13 protein-coding genes are annotated in these 19,455 nt (G+C 72.5%); 8 read left to right on the forward strand and 5 right to left on the reverse strand.

All coding sequences use genetic code 11. From position 1 onward, the window contains the following. Positions 1-102: 102 nt before the first annotated feature. From KA711_05020 to KA711_05040, 5 genes are all read right to left on the reverse strand, one after another. Positions 103-3,612 (reverse strand): class I SAM-dependent DNA methyltransferase, encoded by a 3,510-nt coding sequence (locus tag KA711_05020; protein ID MCM0608344.1) that lies wholly within the window; start codon positions 3,610-3,612, stop codon positions 103-105. A 201-nt stretch (positions 3,613-3,813) separates the two neighbouring features. Then, entirely contained in the window at positions 3,814-4,980 is a 1,167-nt protein-coding gene (locus tag KA711_05025; protein MCM0608345.1) for an ABC transporter permease, read from the reverse strand. Next, positions 4,977-5,771, reverse strand: coding sequence for an ATP-binding cassette domain-containing protein (locus tag KA711_05030; protein MCM0608346.1), 795 nt, complete (start codon positions 5,769-5,771; stop codon positions 4,977-4,979). Before KA711_05030 ends, KA711_05025 begins: the two co-directional genes overlap by 4 nt. Beyond that, positions 5,768-7,279, reverse strand: coding sequence for an alpha/beta fold hydrolase (locus tag KA711_05035; protein ID MCM0608347.1), 1,512 nt, complete (start codon positions 7,277-7,279; stop codon positions 5,768-5,770). Before KA711_05035 ends, KA711_05030 begins: the two co-directional genes overlap by 4 nt. Before the next feature lie 70 nt (positions 7,280-7,349). Further along, positions 7,350-8,414, reverse strand: coding sequence for an RNA methyltransferase (locus KA711_05040; protein MCM0608348.1), 1,065 nt, complete (start codon positions 8,412-8,414; stop codon positions 7,350-7,352). 237 nt (positions 8,415-8,651) lie between these two features. Between KA711_05040 and KA711_05045 the strand changes: the two genes are divergently transcribed. The 8 genes from KA711_05045 to KA711_05080 all read left to right on the forward strand — a co-directional run bounded on the left by KA711_05045 (position 8,652) and on the right by KA711_05080 (position 19,405). Next, positions 8,652-11,084, forward strand: coding sequence for a TonB-dependent receptor (locus tag KA711_05045; GenBank protein MCM0608349.1), 2,433 nt, complete (start codon positions 8,652-8,654; stop codon positions 11,082-11,084). A gap of 10 nt (positions 11,085-11,094) precedes the next feature. After that, positions 11,095-11,499, forward strand: coding sequence for a DUF2784 domain-containing protein (locus KA711_05050; protein MCM0608350.1), 405 nt, complete (start codon positions 11,095-11,097; stop codon positions 11,497-11,499). Positions 11,500-11,538: 39 nt separating this feature from the next. Beyond that, a complete protein-coding gene (locus KA711_05055) occupies positions 11,539-12,807 on the forward strand; it encodes an FAD-dependent monooxygenase (GenBank protein ID MCM0608351.1) in 1,269 nt (422 codons plus the stop codon). Positions 12,808-12,852: 45 nt separating this feature from the next. Next, positions 12,853-13,758, forward strand: a complete 906-nt coding sequence (locus KA711_05060; GenBank protein MCM0608352.1) for a peptidylprolyl isomerase — start codon at positions 12,853-12,855, stop codon at positions 13,756-13,758. A 79-nt stretch (positions 13,759-13,837) separates the two neighbouring features. Next, complete coding sequence (locus KA711_05065) at positions 13,838-14,902, forward strand: histidine kinase (protein MCM0608353.1); 1,065 nt, start codon at positions 13,838-13,840, stop codon at positions 14,900-14,902. 7 nt (positions 14,903-14,909) lie between these two features. Next, positions 14,910-15,674, forward strand: coding sequence for a response regulator transcription factor (locus tag KA711_05070; protein MCM0608354.1), 765 nt, complete (start codon positions 14,910-14,912; stop codon positions 15,672-15,674). A gap of 75 nt (positions 15,675-15,749) precedes the next feature. After that, positions 15,750-17,444 (forward strand): carboxypeptidase, encoded by a 1,695-nt coding sequence (locus KA711_05075; GenBank protein MCM0608355.1) that lies wholly within the window; start codon positions 15,750-15,752, stop codon positions 17,442-17,444. Between the two features lie 5 nt (positions 17,445-17,449). Next, a complete protein-coding gene (locus tag KA711_05080; GenBank protein MCM0608356.1) occupies positions 17,450-19,405 on the forward strand; it encodes a PAS domain-containing protein in 1,956 nt (651 codons plus the stop codon). Positions 19,406-19,455 lie beyond the last annotated feature (50 nt).

Below are 19,455 nucleotides of genomic sequence, written 5' to 3' on the forward strand. Positions count from 1 at the left end.
GCATCGCACCATCGCCATCGTCGCCAGCAACGGGCATGCCCGGCGGCGAGTCGGCGCGCAAACGCCCAGGAGCGCGGGGCTGGATTTCAGCCACCCACGCTCCTAGACCCCGGCATCGACCCAGCGGCCTTCGCCCACCGCCCGGGCCCGGCCCAAGGCGGCCAGGGTGTCCAGCAGCGTGGGCAGACGGTCGCGCCAACGGCCCCGGCCGTTGAAGTGCCCGGCCAGGCCTTCGAGGTCCAGGCTGCGCCCGGCGCCGGCCAGCACCTCGGCCACGGCCTTGATTTGCTCGGTCAGCCCCGTGGGCCACGGGCGCTGCACCACAGCGGCCTGGGTAGGCTTGATCTCGGCGTCGTCGTCTTCGTCCTCGCCCTGCGCCCCGGTGTCCAGGGCCGCCTGCTCGCCGAGCCCCGCTTGCTGGAACTCCGGGCGCAGCCAGCGCACCGAACCGGCTGCTTCCTCGGCCGCGCGCTTGGCGTTCAGCTCCACCAGCCGCAGCAGCAGCGTGTCGGTGTCGGCCGGCAGGGTCAGGTCGGCCCAGCCGTAAGCCTGCAGCACGGCAGCGTCCAGCTCGTCGTGCAGGCTCTTGAGCACGGCCACCAGGCCGTGTTCGTGGATGACCTTCTCCTTGGCGGTCAGCGCCTCGCCGCTGCGCAGCTTCTCCAGCACGTTGTAGGTGGCCGTGAGCGTGGCGTCCGGGTGGGCCGCGAGCTGGGTCTTGCGGTGGGCGTCGATTTGCTCGGCCAGGGTGCGAATGCGCTCGGCGAGCGCGCCCGCTGGGTCCAGGTCAGGGAAGGGGAATGCCTCGAAGCAGGTGGACTTGCTGTAGACCGGCCGGTCCTCCAGCAGCCCGCCAGCGGCTAACGCCCATCCAACATGCACGGCGCTGGACAGCACGCCCAAGTGCAGGGCGTCGGCACTGGCCACAGCGATGAGCTTGTCATCCGGCAGGATGGAGGCGTCCAGCCACTGGAACACCCGGTGCTTAGCCACCTGCCCAGTCACGATGTAGCGCGGCAAGCCCAGCAGCGAGCGGCGCATCACCACGCGTGCCTCGGCAAAGAGCCACCACAGTTCGCGCACCCGGCGCCGTGGGTTCTCGTCCCTCTCCGGCTTGACCCGTTCCAACAACCATTGATAGACCGCCGGGAAACCCTGCCGTACGTCGTCGGCCTGGAGCCCGAACAAGTCGATGACGAGGACACCCCGTGGCGTGCCTGTCAAGTCGCGGCCGTTGCGGTAGGGGCGGATGTGCTGATCCAAGCCCGGAACGGTGCCCAGGCCGAGGCTCCGCGCCTCGTCCGGGGTGACGATGAACCCGGCCCCGTGGGGTATCACCCCCCGGTTGGACAAACGGTCGTTGGCCTGCAGCCGCTTTGCCCCGGCGACGTTGGCGCCGACCTTGAGGTCGGCATGGATGACGCCCTGCCGGGTCAGCAGTTCCACAGCCACCTCGCCGCTGTCGGCCTCCCGCTCCAGGGTGACGATCTGCAACTTGCCCTCGGCTTTGCCCCGCACCCCCACCGACATGGCAATGCGTACCGCAGCGCCATCGGCGCTGTCCACCCACGGATGGTCCGGCACGGCATACGCAAGGCTCAGCGGCGGGGTGGCGGCCTGGTGCGTCTCGATCACCCGCCGATTGAAGATCATGGTCAGGCTGTTGGTGGTGATGAGGCCGAAGCGCTCGGCCTGCCCCCGGCGGACCGTCTCGGCCGCCTTGTGCCACCAGTACATGACGAAGTCGGCGCTCTCGGGCACATCAGGCCAGGCGGCGCGCAGGGCGTCGGCATAGCCATCGCCCAGAGCCACCCGCATGCGCTTGTTGCCGATGAACGGCGGGTTGCCGACGATGAAGTCGGCCTTGGGCCACTCGGCCTGCCGGGGGTTCACGTAGCGCCACTGCACCACCTGAGCGGCTTCGTCGGGCACGGGCTGACCGGTGACGGGGTGCGGCTTGACGGTCTCGCCGTCCCAGCGGGTCAGCACCTTGCCGCTGGCGTCGGTCATCGGCTCCTGGCGGTCGTAGGCCAGCACGGCGTCCCGGTGCTCGATGTTGCCGTAGTCGTGCACCACGGGCTCGGCCACGTTGGCACGCCCCTGGGTGCGGATGTGCCACTGCAGGAAGCCAATCCACAGCACCAGCTCGGCCAGGGCGGCGGCGCGTTCGTTCAGCTCCACGCCGCGCAGTTGCTGCAGGGTGACGGTCTCGCCGGCCAGGCCCAGCGCGTCCTGGGTGTCGCCCAGGGCGCTGAGCTGGTTCAGGACCTCGCCCTCCAGGCGCTTCAGGTGTTCCAGCGTCACGTACAGGAAATTGGCGCTGCCGCAGGCCGGGTCCAGCACGCGCAGGGTGCACAGGCGGTGAAGAAAGTCCTTGACCTGCTGGTGGGCCTCGGCCCACTTGGCGCGCACGGCAGCCTTGTGCCGGTCGAGCGCGGCGAAGTCCTTCTTGGTCTTGACCTCGGGCGGGTGGGCTTCCAGCTCGGCGGCCTCGTGCGCCAGCAGCAGCGCGGCGGCCTGGGCGTTGGCCCACTCGGCGCGCAGGGGCTCGATGACCGTGGGCAGCACCAGCCGTTCCACGTAGGCGCGGGGCGTGTAGTGGGCGCCCAGCGCGTGGCGCTCGTTGGGGTCCAGCGCGCGTTCCAGCAGGGTGCCGAAGATGGCCGGCTCCACCTCGCGCCAGTTGGCGCGGGCGGCCTGCACCAGCAGGTCAATCTGCCCCGGCGTGAGCAGCAGGCTGTAGCCATCGGCGCTGTCGCCCTTGAACAGCTTGCCGTTGAACCTCAGCACCGACTGCACCAGCGCCACCGAGAAGCCGCCCCGGTCCATGTCGGCCCACAGGCTGCGCAGCATGAGCTGCAGGGTGGCCGGTTCCTGGCGGTGCTTGAGCAACAGCGCCTGGAAGGAGCCCTTGGGCAGCAGCTCGACGTCCTCCGCGAACATGCTGAAGAGACATCGCGAGAGGTACGCGGCGACGGTCTGCGGCGAGTGCCCGGCTTGCTCGAGCGAACGGGCGAGCAGAGCCAGCTTGTTGGACACATCCCGGGTGACTTTGGCGGCGATCAACGCCGGGTTGAGGTCATCCGGTTGTGTCCATATCTTGCGCAGCCGCTCCAGCACCTCGGGCTTGGCCAGGTCGGCCAGCAGGATGCGATGGCTGCGCGGGTCGGGGAACGGCGTGTAGGTGCCGCCGCTGCGGCTGAACTCGGCGTACACCTCGATGACGGTGCCGACGTCCACCACCATGACGAAGGGCGGGCGGCCTTCCTCGGCCGGGAGCGCGCGGGCGTAGCTCTCGCCCTGGCTGCGGGCGCGCAGCAGGCCGTCGTCGAAGCCCTTGGTGTGCGCGCCGGCCTTCAGCTTCTTGGCCTCCAGGACGAAGTGGCTGCGTCGGTAGCAGTCGATGCGGCCGGCGCTGCTGGAGCCGTCGCCGTGGCTGAAGGTGACGGGGCGCTCGAACATGTAGTCCTGCGCCGGCGTGGGGTGCGGCTTGGGCACGCCCAACAGCTCGCACAGGTCGATGACGAAGGTCTGCGCGGTGGCCAGCTCGCTCGCCGTCACGCCCAGCCAGCGCTCGATGAAGGCCTGAGCCGATGTTCTTTCCGCATCCATCCGACCATCATAGGCAGCGGCGGCCGAACGCCTGGCCGAGCAGGGCCGAGCCGTGTGGAGGAAGGGCAGGCCAGCCCCGGCATCCCGCTGGCTCTGGGTGCGCGCGGCCTTCAGGCCTCGGCAGCGACAGACTGGCCTTGCCTTGACCTGACGCAAGGCCCCGGGTGACCCGCATCACCCACCCCGCCCGGCGCTGAGCGCTCACTTCAGCGCCGCAGCCCGCAGCCGCCGGCTCACCGCCCACAGTGCCACGGCGCACAGCAGCAGGCTCGAGGCCACCGAGGCCGCGATCTGCGGTGCGGCCAGCGCCTCGCCCTTGAGCACCTGGCCCATCAGCGTGGTCTGGGCCAGCGCCGGCACCCAGTAGTGCCAGGGGGCGACGCCTTCCTGGTTGAACACCGTCACCAGCGGCAGCAAGGACGCGGCCAGCATCACGATGGTGGTGCCGGCCTGTGCCTCCTTGAAGCTCTTGCTGCGGATGGCGATGGCCATCAGCAAGGCTGCCAGCGCGCCGGCCAGCGGCAGCAGCAGCGCGATGAAGGCCGCGGCCTCCACCGGGCCGAAGCGGAACATGGCCGCCAGCGCCTCGCTGCGCATCAGCCACTGCCCAGGCAGAAAGCTCAAGCAGCTCAGCAGCGCGATCAGCATGCCCACCGCAGCCACCGCGCCCCACTTGCCCAGCACCAGCGCCGCGTGCGGCATCGGGTTCATCAGCAGAGGCTCCAGCGAGCCACGCTCGCGCTCGCCGGCCGTCGTGTCGAGCGCGGCGTTGAGCGAGCCGTACAGCACCGCCATCAGCACAAAAAACGGCACCATCGTGGCCAGTTGGGCGGCGCGCGCGGTGCGGTCGGCGACGTCGCGCTCGGCCACGTCCACCGGGCGCAGCAAAGCGGGGCTGACGCCGCGCATCACCAGCCGCAGCGTGGCCTGCTCGTTGCCAAAGCCCTGCAGCAGAGCCGTCACGCGCCGCACGCCGGCCTGCGCCCGCTGGTTGGAGCTGCTCGACACCAGCTCCACCAGCGGCATCTCACCCCGCGCGAGCGCCGCCTCGAAGCCGGGTGCGACCACGATCACCGGGTCGCCGAAGCGGTTGTCGCGCAACCGGGCCTCGAAGTCGGCCGGGGCGTCGCGGATGGTGAAGGTCTGGCGCTCGATGAAGTTGCGCAGCGTCGGCGCATGCTCCAGGCCCACCGCGACGATCTCGCGCGCCTCGGCCCGCTTCTCCAGCCCCGACACCAGCGCGCCGATCAGCACCAGCACCAGCGGCCCGATGGCCACGCTGGACAGCAGCACCATCAGCAGCGTGCGACGGTCGCGCAGGGCGTCGGTGAGTTCCTTGCGGAACACGGCAAAGGCGGCGGCGATCATGGGGCGCTCCCGGCGGCAGGGCCGGCCTCGGCGGCGAAGGCCAGGCGGACGAAGGTTTCCTCGAAGTCGGCCTGCCCGGTGCGGCGCATGAGCTCGGCCACCGTGCCCTCGGCCACCGTGCGGCCGTGCGCGACGACGACGACCCGGTCGCACAGGCGCTCGACCTCCTGCATGATGTGCGTCGAGAAGACGATGCACTTGCCCTCGTCGTCGCGCAGCCGGCGCAGTGCCTCGCGCAGGGCGCGCGTGGCCAGCACGTCCAGGCCATTGGTGGGTTCGTCGAGCACGATGTTGGGCGGGTCGTGCACCAGGGCGCGGGCCAGCGCGGTCTTCATGCGCTCGCCCTGGCTGAAGCCGTCGGTGCGGCGGTCCAGCAGCGGCGTCATGTCGAGCACGCGCGCCAGGTGCGCCGCGCGCGCCGCCGCCGCCGCCGCCGTCATGCCGTGCAACCGGCCGTAGTAGACGATGTTCTCCAGCGCCGTCAGGCGCGGGTACAGGCCGCGTGCGTCGGACAGCACGCCCAGCCGCGCCAGCGCCGCGCGGGCGTCCGCCGCCACGTCGATGCCGTCGACCGTGATGTGGCCCTCGTCGGGCACCAGCAGCGCCGCGATCATGCGCAGCGTGGTCGTCTTGCCGGCGCCATTGGGGCCCAGCAGCCCGGTGATGCGGCCGTCGGCGGCCGTGAAGTCGACACCGTCCACCGCCTGCACGACCCGGGCCTTGCCGCCGCCCAGGCCCGGCAGGCCCCCACCCTGGACGAAGCGCTTGCGAAGATGCTGCACCTGGATCATCGCGGGGCTCCCGGCACGGCGGCCGCGGCGGGTGACAGGGGCACGAAGGCCGGCGGGCGCGGCAGCGCGGCGGCGCAGCCAGCTTCAAGCTGTTGGGCCGCGGCATCGGTCTCGGCATCGACGAAGCGGAACAGCACGTCGCGCAGGCAGGGCAGGGCCATGACGCCGTGGCCGGCCTGCGGCACCACCACGTGGCGTGCCGAGTCGCCCAGGGCCTGCGCGACGCGCGCACCGTGGCGCGGCGGCGTCACCGGGTCGGCGCCGCCCGACAGCACCAGCGAGGGCGCGGCCAGCGTCGGCACGCGGTAGAAGGCGGGCGGCACGCTGCCCCGGGGCCAGTCGGCGCACAGGCGGGTGTAGAGCTCGGCGAACTGCGTGCCGAAGTCGGCGCCGGGCGGCTCTTGCGCCTGGGCCATGCGCGGCAGGTCTTCGGCGCAGACGACGCTGAAGTGCATGCCCATGGCAAGCTGCGACTCGCGCCGCGCCGACAGGCCCAGGCTCATGGCCAGCAGCGGCCCGAGGTCGCCCCGCAGGGCGTGTTCCATGGCCGCCGGCAAGGCGGCGGCCAGCGCCGGCACATACAGGGGCAGCCGCAGCTGCGCGGCCAGCAGGTCGCGCGTGACGGTGAGTGTCTCCACCGCGCCGGTGAGCGGGTGCGTCACCGGCATGGCCTTGGGCAGCGTGGCGCCGAAGGCGCGCCAGCGCTCGCGCAGCCGCGGGTGGCGTTCGCGGCAGCCGGCGTCGGCCTCGCAGGCCGCGAACACGGCATCGAGCGCCGCCTGGCCGTCGGGCGAGAAGGTGGCCGGCAGCGCCATGTCAGGCGGCGCCACGCCGTCGAGCACGAGGCGGCGCACGCGCTGCGGGAACTGCCGCGCGTACTCGAGTCCGGCGCGTGTGCCGTAGCTGCCGCCGATGAGGTTGATGCGCTCGGCCCCCAGGGCCGCGCGCACGGCATCGAGATCCTGCATGGCGATGGTCGTCGTGTACTGGCGCAGGTCGCCGTGCGGCAGCTTCTGCAGCGCCTCGCGGCAGCGCGTCACGAAGCGGGCCACGTCCTCGTTGTCGAGCCGGCCGGCCAGGGGCGCCGAAGGCTCGTCATCGTCGCAGGCCAGCGGGGCACTGCGGCCAACGCCGCGCTGGTCGACGAGCACCACATCGCGCCGGTTCAGCAGCCGCGCGAACAGGCCCTCGGCCGTGGCCGCCAGGCCGATGGCGCTCTGGCCGGGGCCGCCCGCCAGCAGGAACACCGGGTCGGGCTTCTTGTTGCGCGCCAGCGCCGGCAGCACGGCCACATGCACGTCGATGGCCGGCCCTTGCGGGCGGGTCGGGTCCAGCGGGCGCTTGAGCACGCCGCACAGCGCGTCGTGCTCGACGCCGCGCAGGCGGCAGGGTTCGAGCTTCAGGGCCGGCGGCGCAGTGGCGTGTGCGGGCGCCAGGGCCAGCGGCCCGGCCAGGCCGATGCCGACGGCCAGCGCGAGCAAGAGGCGGGTGAGCTTCATGCCCCGCATTGTGGGCGGCCTTGCGCCCCGGGCTGCCGGCGCCGGGGCGAAAGGCAGGCTGCGACGTGCCAGCCGTGGTTCAGGCGGGCGAACGGTCGGCAGCAGGCGTGCGCAGCAGCCGCACCGGGCGCACGAGGGCGCGGTCGTGGCGCGCCCGCAACTGGCCACAACCGGCGTCGACGTCCTGGCCGTCGGAGTTGCGCAGCTTGGTCAGCACGCCGCGCCGGTGCAGCCAGCGCGCCATGGCGGCGGCGCGCTCGAGGGGTGGGCGGCGCAGGGCGCTGCCCTCGACCTCGTTGAACGGGATCAGGTTGAGCATGGCGTGGCGGCCCGCCAGCAGCGTGGCCAGCGCCTCGAGCTCGTCGTCGCCATCATTGACGCCGTCGATCAGCGTCCACTGGATCTGCGCCGGATACCCCGTGGCGCGCGCGTAGGCGTCGGCTGCGGCCACCAGATCGGCCGGCGCGATGCGCGGCGCGCGCGGCAGCAGCTGCTCGCGCAGCGCCGGTTTGGTGGTGTGCAGGCTCAGGGCCAGCGCCGGCCGGACGCGCTGGCGCGGCAGCCGCTCGAAGGCGCGGGTGTCGCCGACGGTGGAGAACACCAGCTGCTTGTGGCCGATGGCGCCCTCGGTGCCCAGGCACTCGATGGCTTCGAGCACGGCCTCGAGGTTGTGCGCCGGCTCGCCCATGCCCATGAAGACCACCTTGCGCACCGGCCGCAAGCGCCGCCCCAGCACCACCTGGGCCACGATCTCGGCGCTGCCGAGCTGGCGCTCCAGGCCGCCACGGCCGGTGGCGCAGAAAGTGCAACCGACCGCGCAGCCCACCTGCGTGCTCACGCACAGCGCCGGGCTGCGCGTGGGGGCCAGCAGCACGCTCTCGACGGTGGCGCCGTCGTGCAGCCCGACGATGAGCCGCAACGCGCCATCAGCGCCTGCGTGTTGCGACACGGGCTGCGCCAGCCGGGCCAGATCGGTCTGCAGGGCCGCGAAGTCGTCGCGCAACGCCCGAGGCAGAAAGTGCTCGGGCTTGCGCCGGGCGGCGGCAGGGTCGCGGCACTGCAGCCAGTCGCGCAGCACACGCGCCTCGTGCTGCGGACCGGCGCCGAGCGCGGACAGACGCTGGCGCAGCGCAGGCAGGCCCAGGGGCGGGGAGGGCGGATTCGGCGGGGGACTCAAGGGGCGCCGATTGTGGACTGGCGGCGGGAGCCGGGAGCCGGGAGATGGGAGATGGGAGACCTGACCCTCATGGTCTTGTGGACTGGCGGCGGGAGCCGGGAGATGGGAGATGGGAGACCTGACCCTCATGGTCTTTGGGTGACCCTCATGGCTGCTCATGGTCTTGGTCCTGCCCGGCGGCGCACCAGAGACCACAATCGGGCGATGCCTTCGACAAGTCCGCCGAACCCCCGCTCGCCCCAGGTGCTGGCCGTGGCCGCCTGGCTGGCCGCCAGCGCCACTGCACTGGCTCAGACCCCGCCCCCTGCCCCGCCGAGCGCCGCCGGGTCAGCGCCAGCGTCGACGCCCGCGCCGTCCGCGCCGCCGGCCTCTGCGCCCGCAGCCCAGGTCCCACCAGCGGCCCCTGGCGCACAGCCCACCAGCCAGCCACCCACGGCCGCCGGACGCGTCGAGATCACCGGCGGCCGTGACTCCGACACCGAGGCGCGCCGCCGCGCCAGCGCCGCGAAGATCATCGTCGGCCGCGAGGAAATCGACAAGTTCGGCGACGCCACCGTCGGCGAGGTGCTGCGCCGCCTGCCCGGCGTGACGACACCCGGCGCGCCCGGCCGCGGCGGGCCGCCGCGCATGCGTGGCCTGGGCGGCGGTTTCACGCAGATCCTCATCGACGGCCAGCGCATCAGCCCGGGCTTCAACCTCGACAGTCTGAGCCCCGACCAGATCGAGCGCATCGAAATCCTCCGCGCCCCCACCGCCGAGACGGGCGCACGGGCCATCGCCGGCACCATCAACATCATCACGCGCGAAGGCTTCCGCATCCGCCTGAACGACCTGCGCGCCAGCCTGGGCACCGAGGGCGGCGAGCCGCGCGGCAGCATCAACTGGAGCCACAACGACACCAGCGGCGCGCTCACCTACACCCTGGGCGCGAACTTCTTCCAGTTCCGCAGCCGCGACGAGAACACCACCACCACGACGGTGGAGAGCCTGGCGGACGGCACGCTGCTGGAGTCGCGCGAGGCGCGCAGCCGCACGCGCAATGAGCGCTTCGGCGCCAACCTCAATGCCCGGCTGCAATGGCGGCTGGCCGGGCAGGGCGACTCGCTGACGCTGATGCCCAGCGTGTTCCACAGCGAGAACTCCGGCCGCGGCACCGTCGTGCTCGACCAGGCCTTGGCCCGGCCTGGCGCGCCACCGCTGTTCGACACCGCCACCACCGCCAGCGATGGCCAGTTCACCAACGCCCGCCTTGGCGCGATGTGGCGCCAGCGCGTCGGCGACGTGCGCCTGGAGCTGGGCGGCAACGCCGGGGCCTTCCGCGCGCGCAACACCGCACTGCGACTGGAGCTGGGCGGCCAGGGCCTGCCGGCGGACTTCCGCAAGACCTTCGACGACCGCACCGAGGTGCGCGAGAAGTCGGCCAGCGTGTCGCTGAAGGGCTCACTGGTGGCCGGCGGCCGTGAACGGCCCCCGGTGCCCGGCGCCCCCAGTGCCGCCGCCAGCCCGGCGGGCAGCACGCCCGAGCACGCGCTGGTCTTCGGCGGCGAGATCGAGGCCGTCTCGCGCAACGAGACCCGGGTCTCGGTGCCCGACCTGGCCGACTTCGGCGACACGCTCAGCGCCCGCACGCTGCGTCTGGCCGCTTACGCGCAGGACGAGTGGAACCCGACGCCGAACTGGGGCGCCAACCTCGGCCTGCGCTGGGAAGGCATCACCACACGCGGCGACAGCGGCCAGGGCGCGCGCCCCGAGAACACCAGCAGCGTGTGGACGCCGCTGCTCAATGCCGTCTACCGGCCCGACCCGAAGAGCCGCGACCAGATCCGCGTCTCGCTCACGCGCAGCTACCGCAGCCCACCCACGGCGTCACTGATCGCGCGGCCCACCCTCAGCCGCGACTTTCCGGTTCCCCCGGCCGACCGCAGCAACTCGGCCACCTCGCCCGACAGCGCCGGCAACCCGGACCTCAAGCCCGAGTTGGCCACCGGCATCGACCTCGCCGTGGAGCGCTACCTCGAGGGCGGCGGCATCCTCAGCGCCAACCTGTTCCACCGCCGCATCAGCAACCTCATCCGCGGCACCACCACGCTGGAGACGGTGCCCTGGAGCACCGTCCCGCGCTGGGTGAGCCGCCAGCGCAACATCGGCGATGCCAGCACCAGTGGGCTGGAAGTCGAGGCCCGATTCCGGGTCGACCAGCTCGTGGCTGGTGCGCCACGCGTGGAGCTGCGCGCCAACGCGGCGCTGTTCCACAGCCGCGTCGACAGCGTGCCCGGCCCCGACAACCGGCTCGACCAGCAGGCCCGCGGCACGCTCAACGTCGGCGCCGATTACCGTTTCCGTGGCACGCCCATCGCGGCCGGCGGCAACATCAACCTCGTGCCCGAGACGCGCACGCGCCTGGACGAGCAGCGCACCCGCACCGAAAACCGCAAGCGCGTCTGGGATCTGTACGCGCTGTGGACCTTCAACCCGGCGCTGGGCCTGCGTCTTCTGGCCAACAACCTGGCGCCGCAGGACAGCAGCACGCTGGATCTCACCGACGTCCGCGTCGGCAGCGGCGACGAGCGCACGCGCCGCTTCAGCACCGGCCCCAGCGACACGAACTGGCAGCTGCGGCTGGAGATGAAGCTGTAGGGCCACCGCGATGTGGCGCGCCGCTGCCGATGCCGTGCTGGTGCTGCACGCGGCGGTGGTGCTGTTCGTGGTCGGCGGCCTCGTGCTGGTGGTGGCGGGCAACCTGCTGCGCCACGCCGCGGGCGGCCCGCGCTGGCCCTGGGTCAACCGGCCCTGGTTCCGGCTGCTGCACGGCACGGCCATCGCCACCGTGGTGGCGCAGGCCTGGCTGGGCATCACCTGTCCGCTGACCACGCTGGAGTGGTGGCTGCGCGCCCAGGCCGGCGAGGTGCTGCCCGAGCAGGGCTTCATCGAGCTGTGGCTGCACCGACTTCTCTTCTACACCGCACCGAGGTGGGTGTTCGCCACCGCCTACACGGCCTTCGGGCTGGCGGTGGCGGCGGCCTGGTGGCGCTGGCCGCCGCGACGCGGCTGAGCATCGGCCGCGCGATCAGGTCAAGGCCGGCTCCCTACAATGCCGCGCAAGATGAGACCGATTGCGCCGCCCCTGGCCTGCGACGTGCTGGTGCTGGGTGCCGGCCCGGCGGGTGCCGCCTGCGCGCAGCGCCTGGCTGCGCACGGCCTGCACGCCGTGCTGGTCGACCAGCACGCCTTCCCGCGGGACAAGGTCTGCGGCGACGGCCTGATCCCCGATGCCCATGCCGCGCTGGCCCGCCTGGGCGTGCTCGACGAGGTGCTGGCGCTGGCGCAGCCGGTGTCCACCGTGCGCTGCGTGGCGCCGCGCGGCCACCATGTCGACGTGCCCGGCACGCTGTGCGTGCTGCCGCGGCGTGAACTCGACCACGTGCTGGTGCGGGCGGCGGAGCGCGCCGGTGCCGTGCTCGCGATGCCCTGGCGATTCGAGCGGCCGCTGCTGCAGCACACCGGCACGCCGGCCGAGCGTGTGGTCGGCGCGCGGCTGGTGGCGCGCGACGGCGCCGTGGCCGAGGTGGCCGCGCGCTGGGTGGTGCTGGCCACCGGCGCGGCGGCCCCGCCTCTGGTGGCCGCCGGGCTGGCGCAGCGCCAGGCGCCCAGCGGCGTGGCGCTGCGCGGCTATGTCCACCACCCGGGCCTGGCCGCCGAGATCCACGAGCTGCGCCTGGTGTGGCACCCGCGGCTCCGGGGCGGCTACGGCTGGATCTTCCCCACCCCGGGCGACCGTTTCAACATCGGCACCGGCGTCATCGGCAGCTACGGGCTCGGGGCGGACGGCAGCGGCCAGCGCCGCAACGGCCCGAACCTGCGCCGCCTGTTCGAGGCCTTCTGCGAGGTCTACGAGCCGGCACGCCGGCTGGCCCGGGAAGGCACCTGGGACGGCGATCTCAAGGGCGCGCCGCTGCGCTGCTCGCTGCAGGGCGCACGCTTCGGCCGCCCTGGCCTGCTGGGCACGGGCGAGGCCATCGGCAGCACCTATGCCTTCACTGGCGAGGGCATCGGCAAGGCGCTCGAGACGGGGCTGGCGGCCGCAGACGCCCTGCTGGCCGGCGGCCGTGGCGCCGCGGCAGCCGACGATGCGGCCGTGCAGGCGCATTACGGCGCCGCGCTGGCGGCGCTGAAGCCCCGTTTCGATTCCTACGAGGTGGCCGACCGCGTGAACCGCTGGCCCTGGATCGCCAACCTCGTGGTCAGCCGCGCGCGCCGCAGCCCGGCCATCCTGGGCAAACTGCAGGGGCTGCTGGAGGAGACGAAGAGCCCCGGCAGCCTCTTCAGTTGGCGCGGCATGGCTCGATTGATGCTTCAATAGCGCCCCGGCCCGCATTCTTTGGCCTACTCTCCCGGAATACCGACGATGAAGCGCAACCCGACCCCGGCTTCTCTTCAGCGACCAGCGAGTTGGGCCGCCGCCCTTGCCGGCCTGCTGCTGGCGGCCTGCGGCGGCGGCGGCAGCGGCGGCAGCAACGTCGCTGTCACCGCGTTCAGCGCCACGACTGTGCGCTACAGCGAGACGATGACGGTCACTCTTGTCGGCACTGGGCTGGACGGGGCGCTCACACTGAGCTCGCCGGGATGCCGCAGCTTTGCTCGCAGCACCACCGAGCCGTTCGTGAGCTCTGCGACCACGGCCTACTACACCTGCACCGTCTCGGGTGCCACGGGCGATCAGGTGGTCACGGTCAGCGCGGGCGGCGCTGTGCTGGCGCAGGTGCCGTTCAACACGCCCGTGCCGCAGGTGACGATGTTGCTGAGCAACGGCGCTGCGGTCAGCGGCACGCTGGTGATGACGCTGAACCCCGCGGCGGCACCGGTGACGGTGGACAACTTCCTGGCCTACGTGCGCAGTGGGTTCTACAACGGCACCGTCATCCACCGCCACGCACCGAACTTCGTGCTGCAGGGCGGCGGCTTTGCGGCTCCGCTGACGGCCGGCGGCAGCAGCCCGGTCCCCAAGCCGACCCAGCCGCCGATCGTGCTGGAGGTCGGGCGCGGCCTGTCGAACACCGCGCTGAGCGTGGCGATGGCGCGGACGAACGAACTCAACTCGGCCACGTCACAGTTCTTCATCAACCTCGTCAACAACCCCGCGCTCGACACGGCCTCGGGCGGCTATGCCGTTTTCGGGCAGGTGACCGCCGGTGCCGAGGTCATCACGGCGAGCCGAAACGCCCCCTGCCTTGCGTGGAGCGGTTTCTTGCCCCCTGGCGACTGTCTGCCGTCACCGAACATCGTCATCAGCACCGCCAGCCAGACGCGCTGATCCACCGCTGGCGCGACCGCTCCGGCCGTTCGCCGCGCGGCGGCGCCGCCGCGGCCCGGGCCGCTCCTACACTGGGCCGATGAGTTCCAATCCCATCGACTGGAGCCAGCTCTGGTACCCGGGCCGCCGGCAGCCCTTCACGCCCGACGAGATGGCGCGGGCAGGTGCCGATGGGCCCAGCCGCACCCTGCTGGCGTTGCTGCTGGTCAACGTGCTGATGCTGTTGCTGGCCGTGGCCCTGGTGGCGCCCGAAGGCCAGGAGCTGTCGCTGGCCGGGGCCATCGCCGTGCTGACGCTGCTGGGCGCGCCGCTGGGCTGGTGGCTGTGGTGGCGGCCCTGGCGCCAGCCGCTGATGCTGGCGTCGCTGGGCGTGGTGGCGGGCATGGTGCTGGCGGCGCTGCTGCTGCGCCAGCTGGTACCCGACCGCGAGGGCCGCGGCGGCCCGGCCCTGGTCTTCGGCGCCGGCGGGGGCACGCTGGTGCTGCTGCTGTGGTTCCTGGTGGTCTGGCGCGCGCAGCAGATCGAGGCGCGGCTGGCCGCACTGGCCGAGCGCGAGCGGGCCATCGAGATGGCACGTCGCCTGGCCGCCGCGCAGCTCGAGCCGCACTTCCTGTTCAACACCCTGGCCTCGCTGCAGCACTGGGTGGACACACGCGACGAGCGCGCCAGCCCGCTGCTGACCGCGCTCACCGGCTACCTGCGCGCCACGCTGCCGTTGTTCAAGCAACCCACGCTGCCGCTGTCCGACGAGCTGGTGGCGGTGGAGCGCTACCTGCAGGTGATGCAGGCGCGGCTGGGCGCGCGGCTGGCCTGGCAGATCGACATCGAGCCGGCGTTGCGCGCGCTGCCGCTGCCCTCGGGCGCGCTGCTCACGCTGGTGGAGAACGCCGTGCAGCACGGCATCGAGCCCAGCCTGCGTGGCGGCACGGTGCATCTGCGGGCGCGGCGGCGCGGCGCCTGGGCCGAGCTCGAAGTGGCCGACAACGGCGCCGGACTGCCGGCACAGCCGGCCGATGGCGTTGGCCTGGCCAATGTGCGCCAGCGCCTGTCGCTGCTGGGCGGCCCCGGCGCGGCGCTGGCCCTGGCGCCAGGGCCCGACGGCGGCTGCATCGCCCGCCTGACGCTGCCAGCGCCGCCCACCTGAGCACCGCATGACCACAGCCCTGATCGCCGACGACGAAGACGCCCCACGCGAGCAGCTGGCTGCCGCGCTGGCACGGGCCTGGCCCAGCCTGCGGCTGGTGGCGCAGTGCCGCAACGGCGCCGACGCCTGGGACGCCTGGCTCGAGCACGAACCGCCGGTGTGTTTTCTCGACATCCGCATGCCCGGCCTGAGCGGCATCGACGTCGCCCGGCGCATCCACGGGCGCTCGGCGGTGGTCTTCGTCACCGCCTTCGACGACCACGCGCTGGCCGCCTTCGATGCCGGTGCCGTCGACTATGTCCTCAAGCCACTGGATCCGGCGCGCCTGTCTCAGGCGGTCGAGCGCTTGCGTGCGCGGATGAACAGCCCGGTGCTGGATCCCACTGGGTTGCAGACCTTGCTCGAGGGGCTGGCCGGCAGCCTGCGCCGCCCAGCGCCGCTGCAGCTCATCCAGGCCGGCGTGGGCAAGGAGGTGCGGCTGATCCGCGTCGAGGAGGTCGTGTACTTCGAGGCCGACAGCCGCTACACGCGCGTCGTCCACGAAAGCCCGACCGGCGGCGGCGACGCCCTCATCCGCACACCGTTGAAGGAGCTGCTGGCCCAGCTCGACGAGACGCTGTTCTGGCAGGTGCACCGCTCGGTCATCGTCAACCAGCGCCACATCGCCGCGGCCGTGCGCGTCGACGAGGGCCAGATGCACCTGGTGCTGCGCGGCCGGCCCGAGACGCTGCCGGTGTCGCGGCACTTCCAGGGGCTCTTCAGGGCCCAGTAGCGGGCCTGCCGGCACGGCGGCGCGCGTAGCATCGGCAACTTGTTCGCCCCAAGCCGCCGCCCGAGCGTGCCCGCCATGCCCGCCATCCCCGCGCCCCGCTTCGACCAGTTCTACCGCTACCCCGAACTCACGCGCCTGCTGCAGGACTACGCCGCCGCGGCGCCCATGCTGGTGCAGCTGCGGTCCATCGGCCAGAGCCACGAGGGCCGCGAGATCTGGCTCGTGGCCCTCACCAACCAGGCCACCGGCGCCGACACCGACAAGCCGGCGTTCTGGGTCGACGGCAACATCCACGCCGCCGAGCTCACGGCCAGCACGGCCTGCCTGTACTGGCTGCACCAGCTCGTCAGCACCTACGGCAGCGACGAGCGTGTGCACCAGCTGCTGGACACGCGCGTCGTCTACATGGTGCCGCGCCTGAACCCCGACGGCGCCGAGCTGGCCCTGGCCGACCGCCCGCGCCACATCCGCAGCAGCACCCGGCCCTACCCTCATGACGAAGAGCCGGTCGAGGGCCTCTCGATCGAGGACATGGACGGCGACGGCCGCATCCTCAGCATGCGCATCCCCGATCCGCACGGCCCCTACAAGAAGCACCCGCAGGAGCCGCGCCTGATGGTGGCGCGCGAGCCCGGCGAGTTCGGCGGGGAGTACTTCCGCATCGTGCCCGAGGGCAGCCTGAAGGCCTACGACGGCGTGAAGATCACCGCCAACCCCGACCGCGAGGGCCTGGACCTCAACCGCAACTTCCCCGCCTACTGGCGCCAGGAGTTCGAGCAGGTCGGCGCCGGCCCCTATCCCACCAGCGAGCCCGAGGTGCGGGCGATGGTGGAGTTCGTCACCGCGCACCCCAACATCGGCGCCGCGGTGAGCTTTCACACCCACAGCGGCGTGATCCTGCGCCCGATGGGCACGCAGGCCGACGACGACATGACGCCCGAGGACCTGTGGATCTACCAGCGCCTGTCCGATCTGGGCGCCAGGCTCACGGGCTACCCGGCCATCAGCATCTGGCACGACTTCAAGTACCACCCCAAGCAGGTCATCACGGGCACGCAAGACTGGGTCTACGAACACCTGGGCGCCCTGTTCTGGACGGTCGAGATCTGGGCCCCCAACAAGGAGGCCGGCATCACCGACTACAAGTGGATCGAGTGGTACCGCGATCACCCCGTCGAAGACGACCTCAAGCTGCTGAAGTGGAGCGACGAGCAGTGCGGCGGCCAGGCCCACGTCGACTGGTACCCGTACCAGCACCCGCAGCTGGGGCGGGTGGAGCTGGGGGGCTGGGATCGCATGAACTACTGGCGCAATCCGCCGCCACCGCTGCGCGAGCGCGAGGCCGCCCGTTTCCCGGGCTGGCTGCTGCAGCTGGGGCTGAGCCTGCCCAGGCTCGAGGTGCTGCGCACCGAGGTGAGCGCCCTGGGCCCCGACACCTGGCGGGTGCGCCTGGCGGTGGCCAACGCCGGTTACCTGCCCAGTTACGTGAGCAAGCGTGCGCTGGAGCGCAAGACGGCACGCGGCACCGTGTTCCGCATCCAGCTGCCGCCGGGCGTGACGCTCGTCAGCGGCCTGGAGCGTGAGGTCGGCGCGCACCTGGAGGGCCATGCCCCCAAGGCCAGCCTGCAGGCCTTTCTGCCCCATCGCGAACTCACGGCCGACCGCGCCGTGTGCGAGTGGGTCGTGCGCGGCCCCCGCGGCGCGGCCCTCGCGCTGAGCGCCACCGCCGACCGCGCCGGCACCGTGCGCACCGGGGTCACGCTCGACTGATCGCCATGGACCGGCAAGACCCCGGCGACGTCGACGACAGCTGGTCCTCGCTGTTCGAGTTCCTGCCCATCGGGGCCTACCGCAGCACGCCCGACGGCCGCCAGCTGCGCGCCAACCCGGCGCTGGTGCGGCTCAACGGCTTCGAGTCCGAGGCCGAACAGGTGGCGTTGGTGCGCGACATCGCCACCGGGTGGTACGTCAAGCCTGGCCGTCGCGACGAGTTCAAGCAGCTGATCGAGCGCGACGGCCGTGTCGTCGGCTTCGAGTCCGAGATCCACCGCTACAAGACGCGGGAACGCATCTGGGTGCGCGAGAACGCCCACGGCGTGCGCGAAGCCGACGGACGCTTGCGCTACTACGAAGGCACGGTGGAGGACATCACCGACGTCGTGCTCACGCGCCAGGCACTCGGCCAGGCCGAGTCGCGGCTGCGCGAGCTGGTGTCGCTGGTGCCCGGCGTGCTGTACCGGCTGGTGTTGCTGCCCGACGGCGGCCGCCGCTTCACCTTCGTCAGCGAGCAGATGCGCGATCTTTACGGCGTCAGCGCGGCCGAGGTGTTGCGCAAGCCCGATGTGCTCAGTGCCTGCATCCACCCGGCCGACCGCGACGCCGTTGCCGCCGAGGTTGCCCGTGTCGGCGCGCACGGGGGCGAGCTCGACCTGGAGTTCCGCATCCGCACCGCCGACACGGGCCGCGAACGCTGGGTGCGGTGGCACGGCAGCGCCGCCGACCGCACCGCCGACGGCCTGATGGTGCGCGCCGGGGTCGTCACCGACATCACCGCGCGCAAGCTGGCGCAGCTGGCGCTGCAGCGCCACAACGAGCTGTGGCTGGGCGCCCTTCAGGCCAGCGGCGACGGCGTCTGGGACTGGCGTGTGCAGGACGGCGTCGAGATCCTCAGCCCGCAGTGCAAGGCGCTGTTCGGCTTCGAGCCCCATGAGCTGCCCGATACGCCCGACGCCCTGGACGACCGCACCCACCCCGACGACCGGCCGCAGATGGGCGCCGACCGCGAGGCGCACTTCCACGGGCGCACGGCGCGCTACGTCAACGAGCACCGGGTGCGCTGCAAGGACGGCAGCTGGAAGTGGATTCTGTCGCGCGGGCTCGTCATCGAGCGCGACGCCCAGGGCCGGCCGCTGCGCATGATCGGCACCCATACCGACGTGACCGCGGCCAAGCAGGCCGCGGGCCTGCGCGTGGAGCGCGACAACGCTGCCGCGGCCGACCGCGCCAAGAGCCAGTTCCTCAGCCGCGTCAGCCACGAGCTGCGCACGCCGCTGAACGCCGTGCTGGGCTTTGCGCAGCTGCTCGAGATGGACCCTGGCGGCCATGGCGAACGCCAGCGCGGCTGGGTGCAGCAGGTGCTGGTCAGCGGTCGCCACCTGCAGGCTCTGCTCGAAGACGTGCTCGACCTGAGCAGCCTGCAGAGCGGGCGGCTGGCCATGGTGGTGGAGCCGGTGCCGCTGGCGGCCGTGGTGGACGAGGCCTGGACCATGCTCGCCGCGGCCGCCATCGGCAGCCCGGCGACGGCGCTGCGCTTCGAGGACCGCGTGGCCGGCAGCGGCTGCCATGTGCTGGCCGACCGCAAGCGCCTGAAGCAGATCGTCGGCAACCTGCTGTCCAACGCCGTCAAGTACAACCGGCCGGGCGGCTGGGTGCGTGTGAGCGTCGTGCCCGTGCCCGATACCGCCCGCGCGGCCGGCACCGCGGCGTGCTGGGAGCTGCAGGTGGCCGACAGCGGCCGCGGCCTGGACGAGGGCCAGCGCGCGCGCCTGTTCAACCCCTTCGACCGCCTGGGCGCCGAACGCGGCAGTGTGCCGGGCACCGGCCTGGGCCTGGCGCTGACGCGGCAGTTGGTGGAGGCGCTGGACGGCGAGATCCTTCTCGACAGCACGCCCGGCGAGGGCAGCACCTTCCGCGTGCGCCTGCCGGCGGCAGACAGCCGCCCACGCTCCTAGGAGCGTGGGCGCGCGGTTCGCAGCTCGGTGCCTTGAACCCCCGTTGCGGG

This window comes from Ideonella sp. WA131b (genome assembly GCA_023657425.1).
GTDB lineage: Bacteria > Pseudomonadota > Gammaproteobacteria > Burkholderiales > Burkholderiaceae_C > Rubrivivax.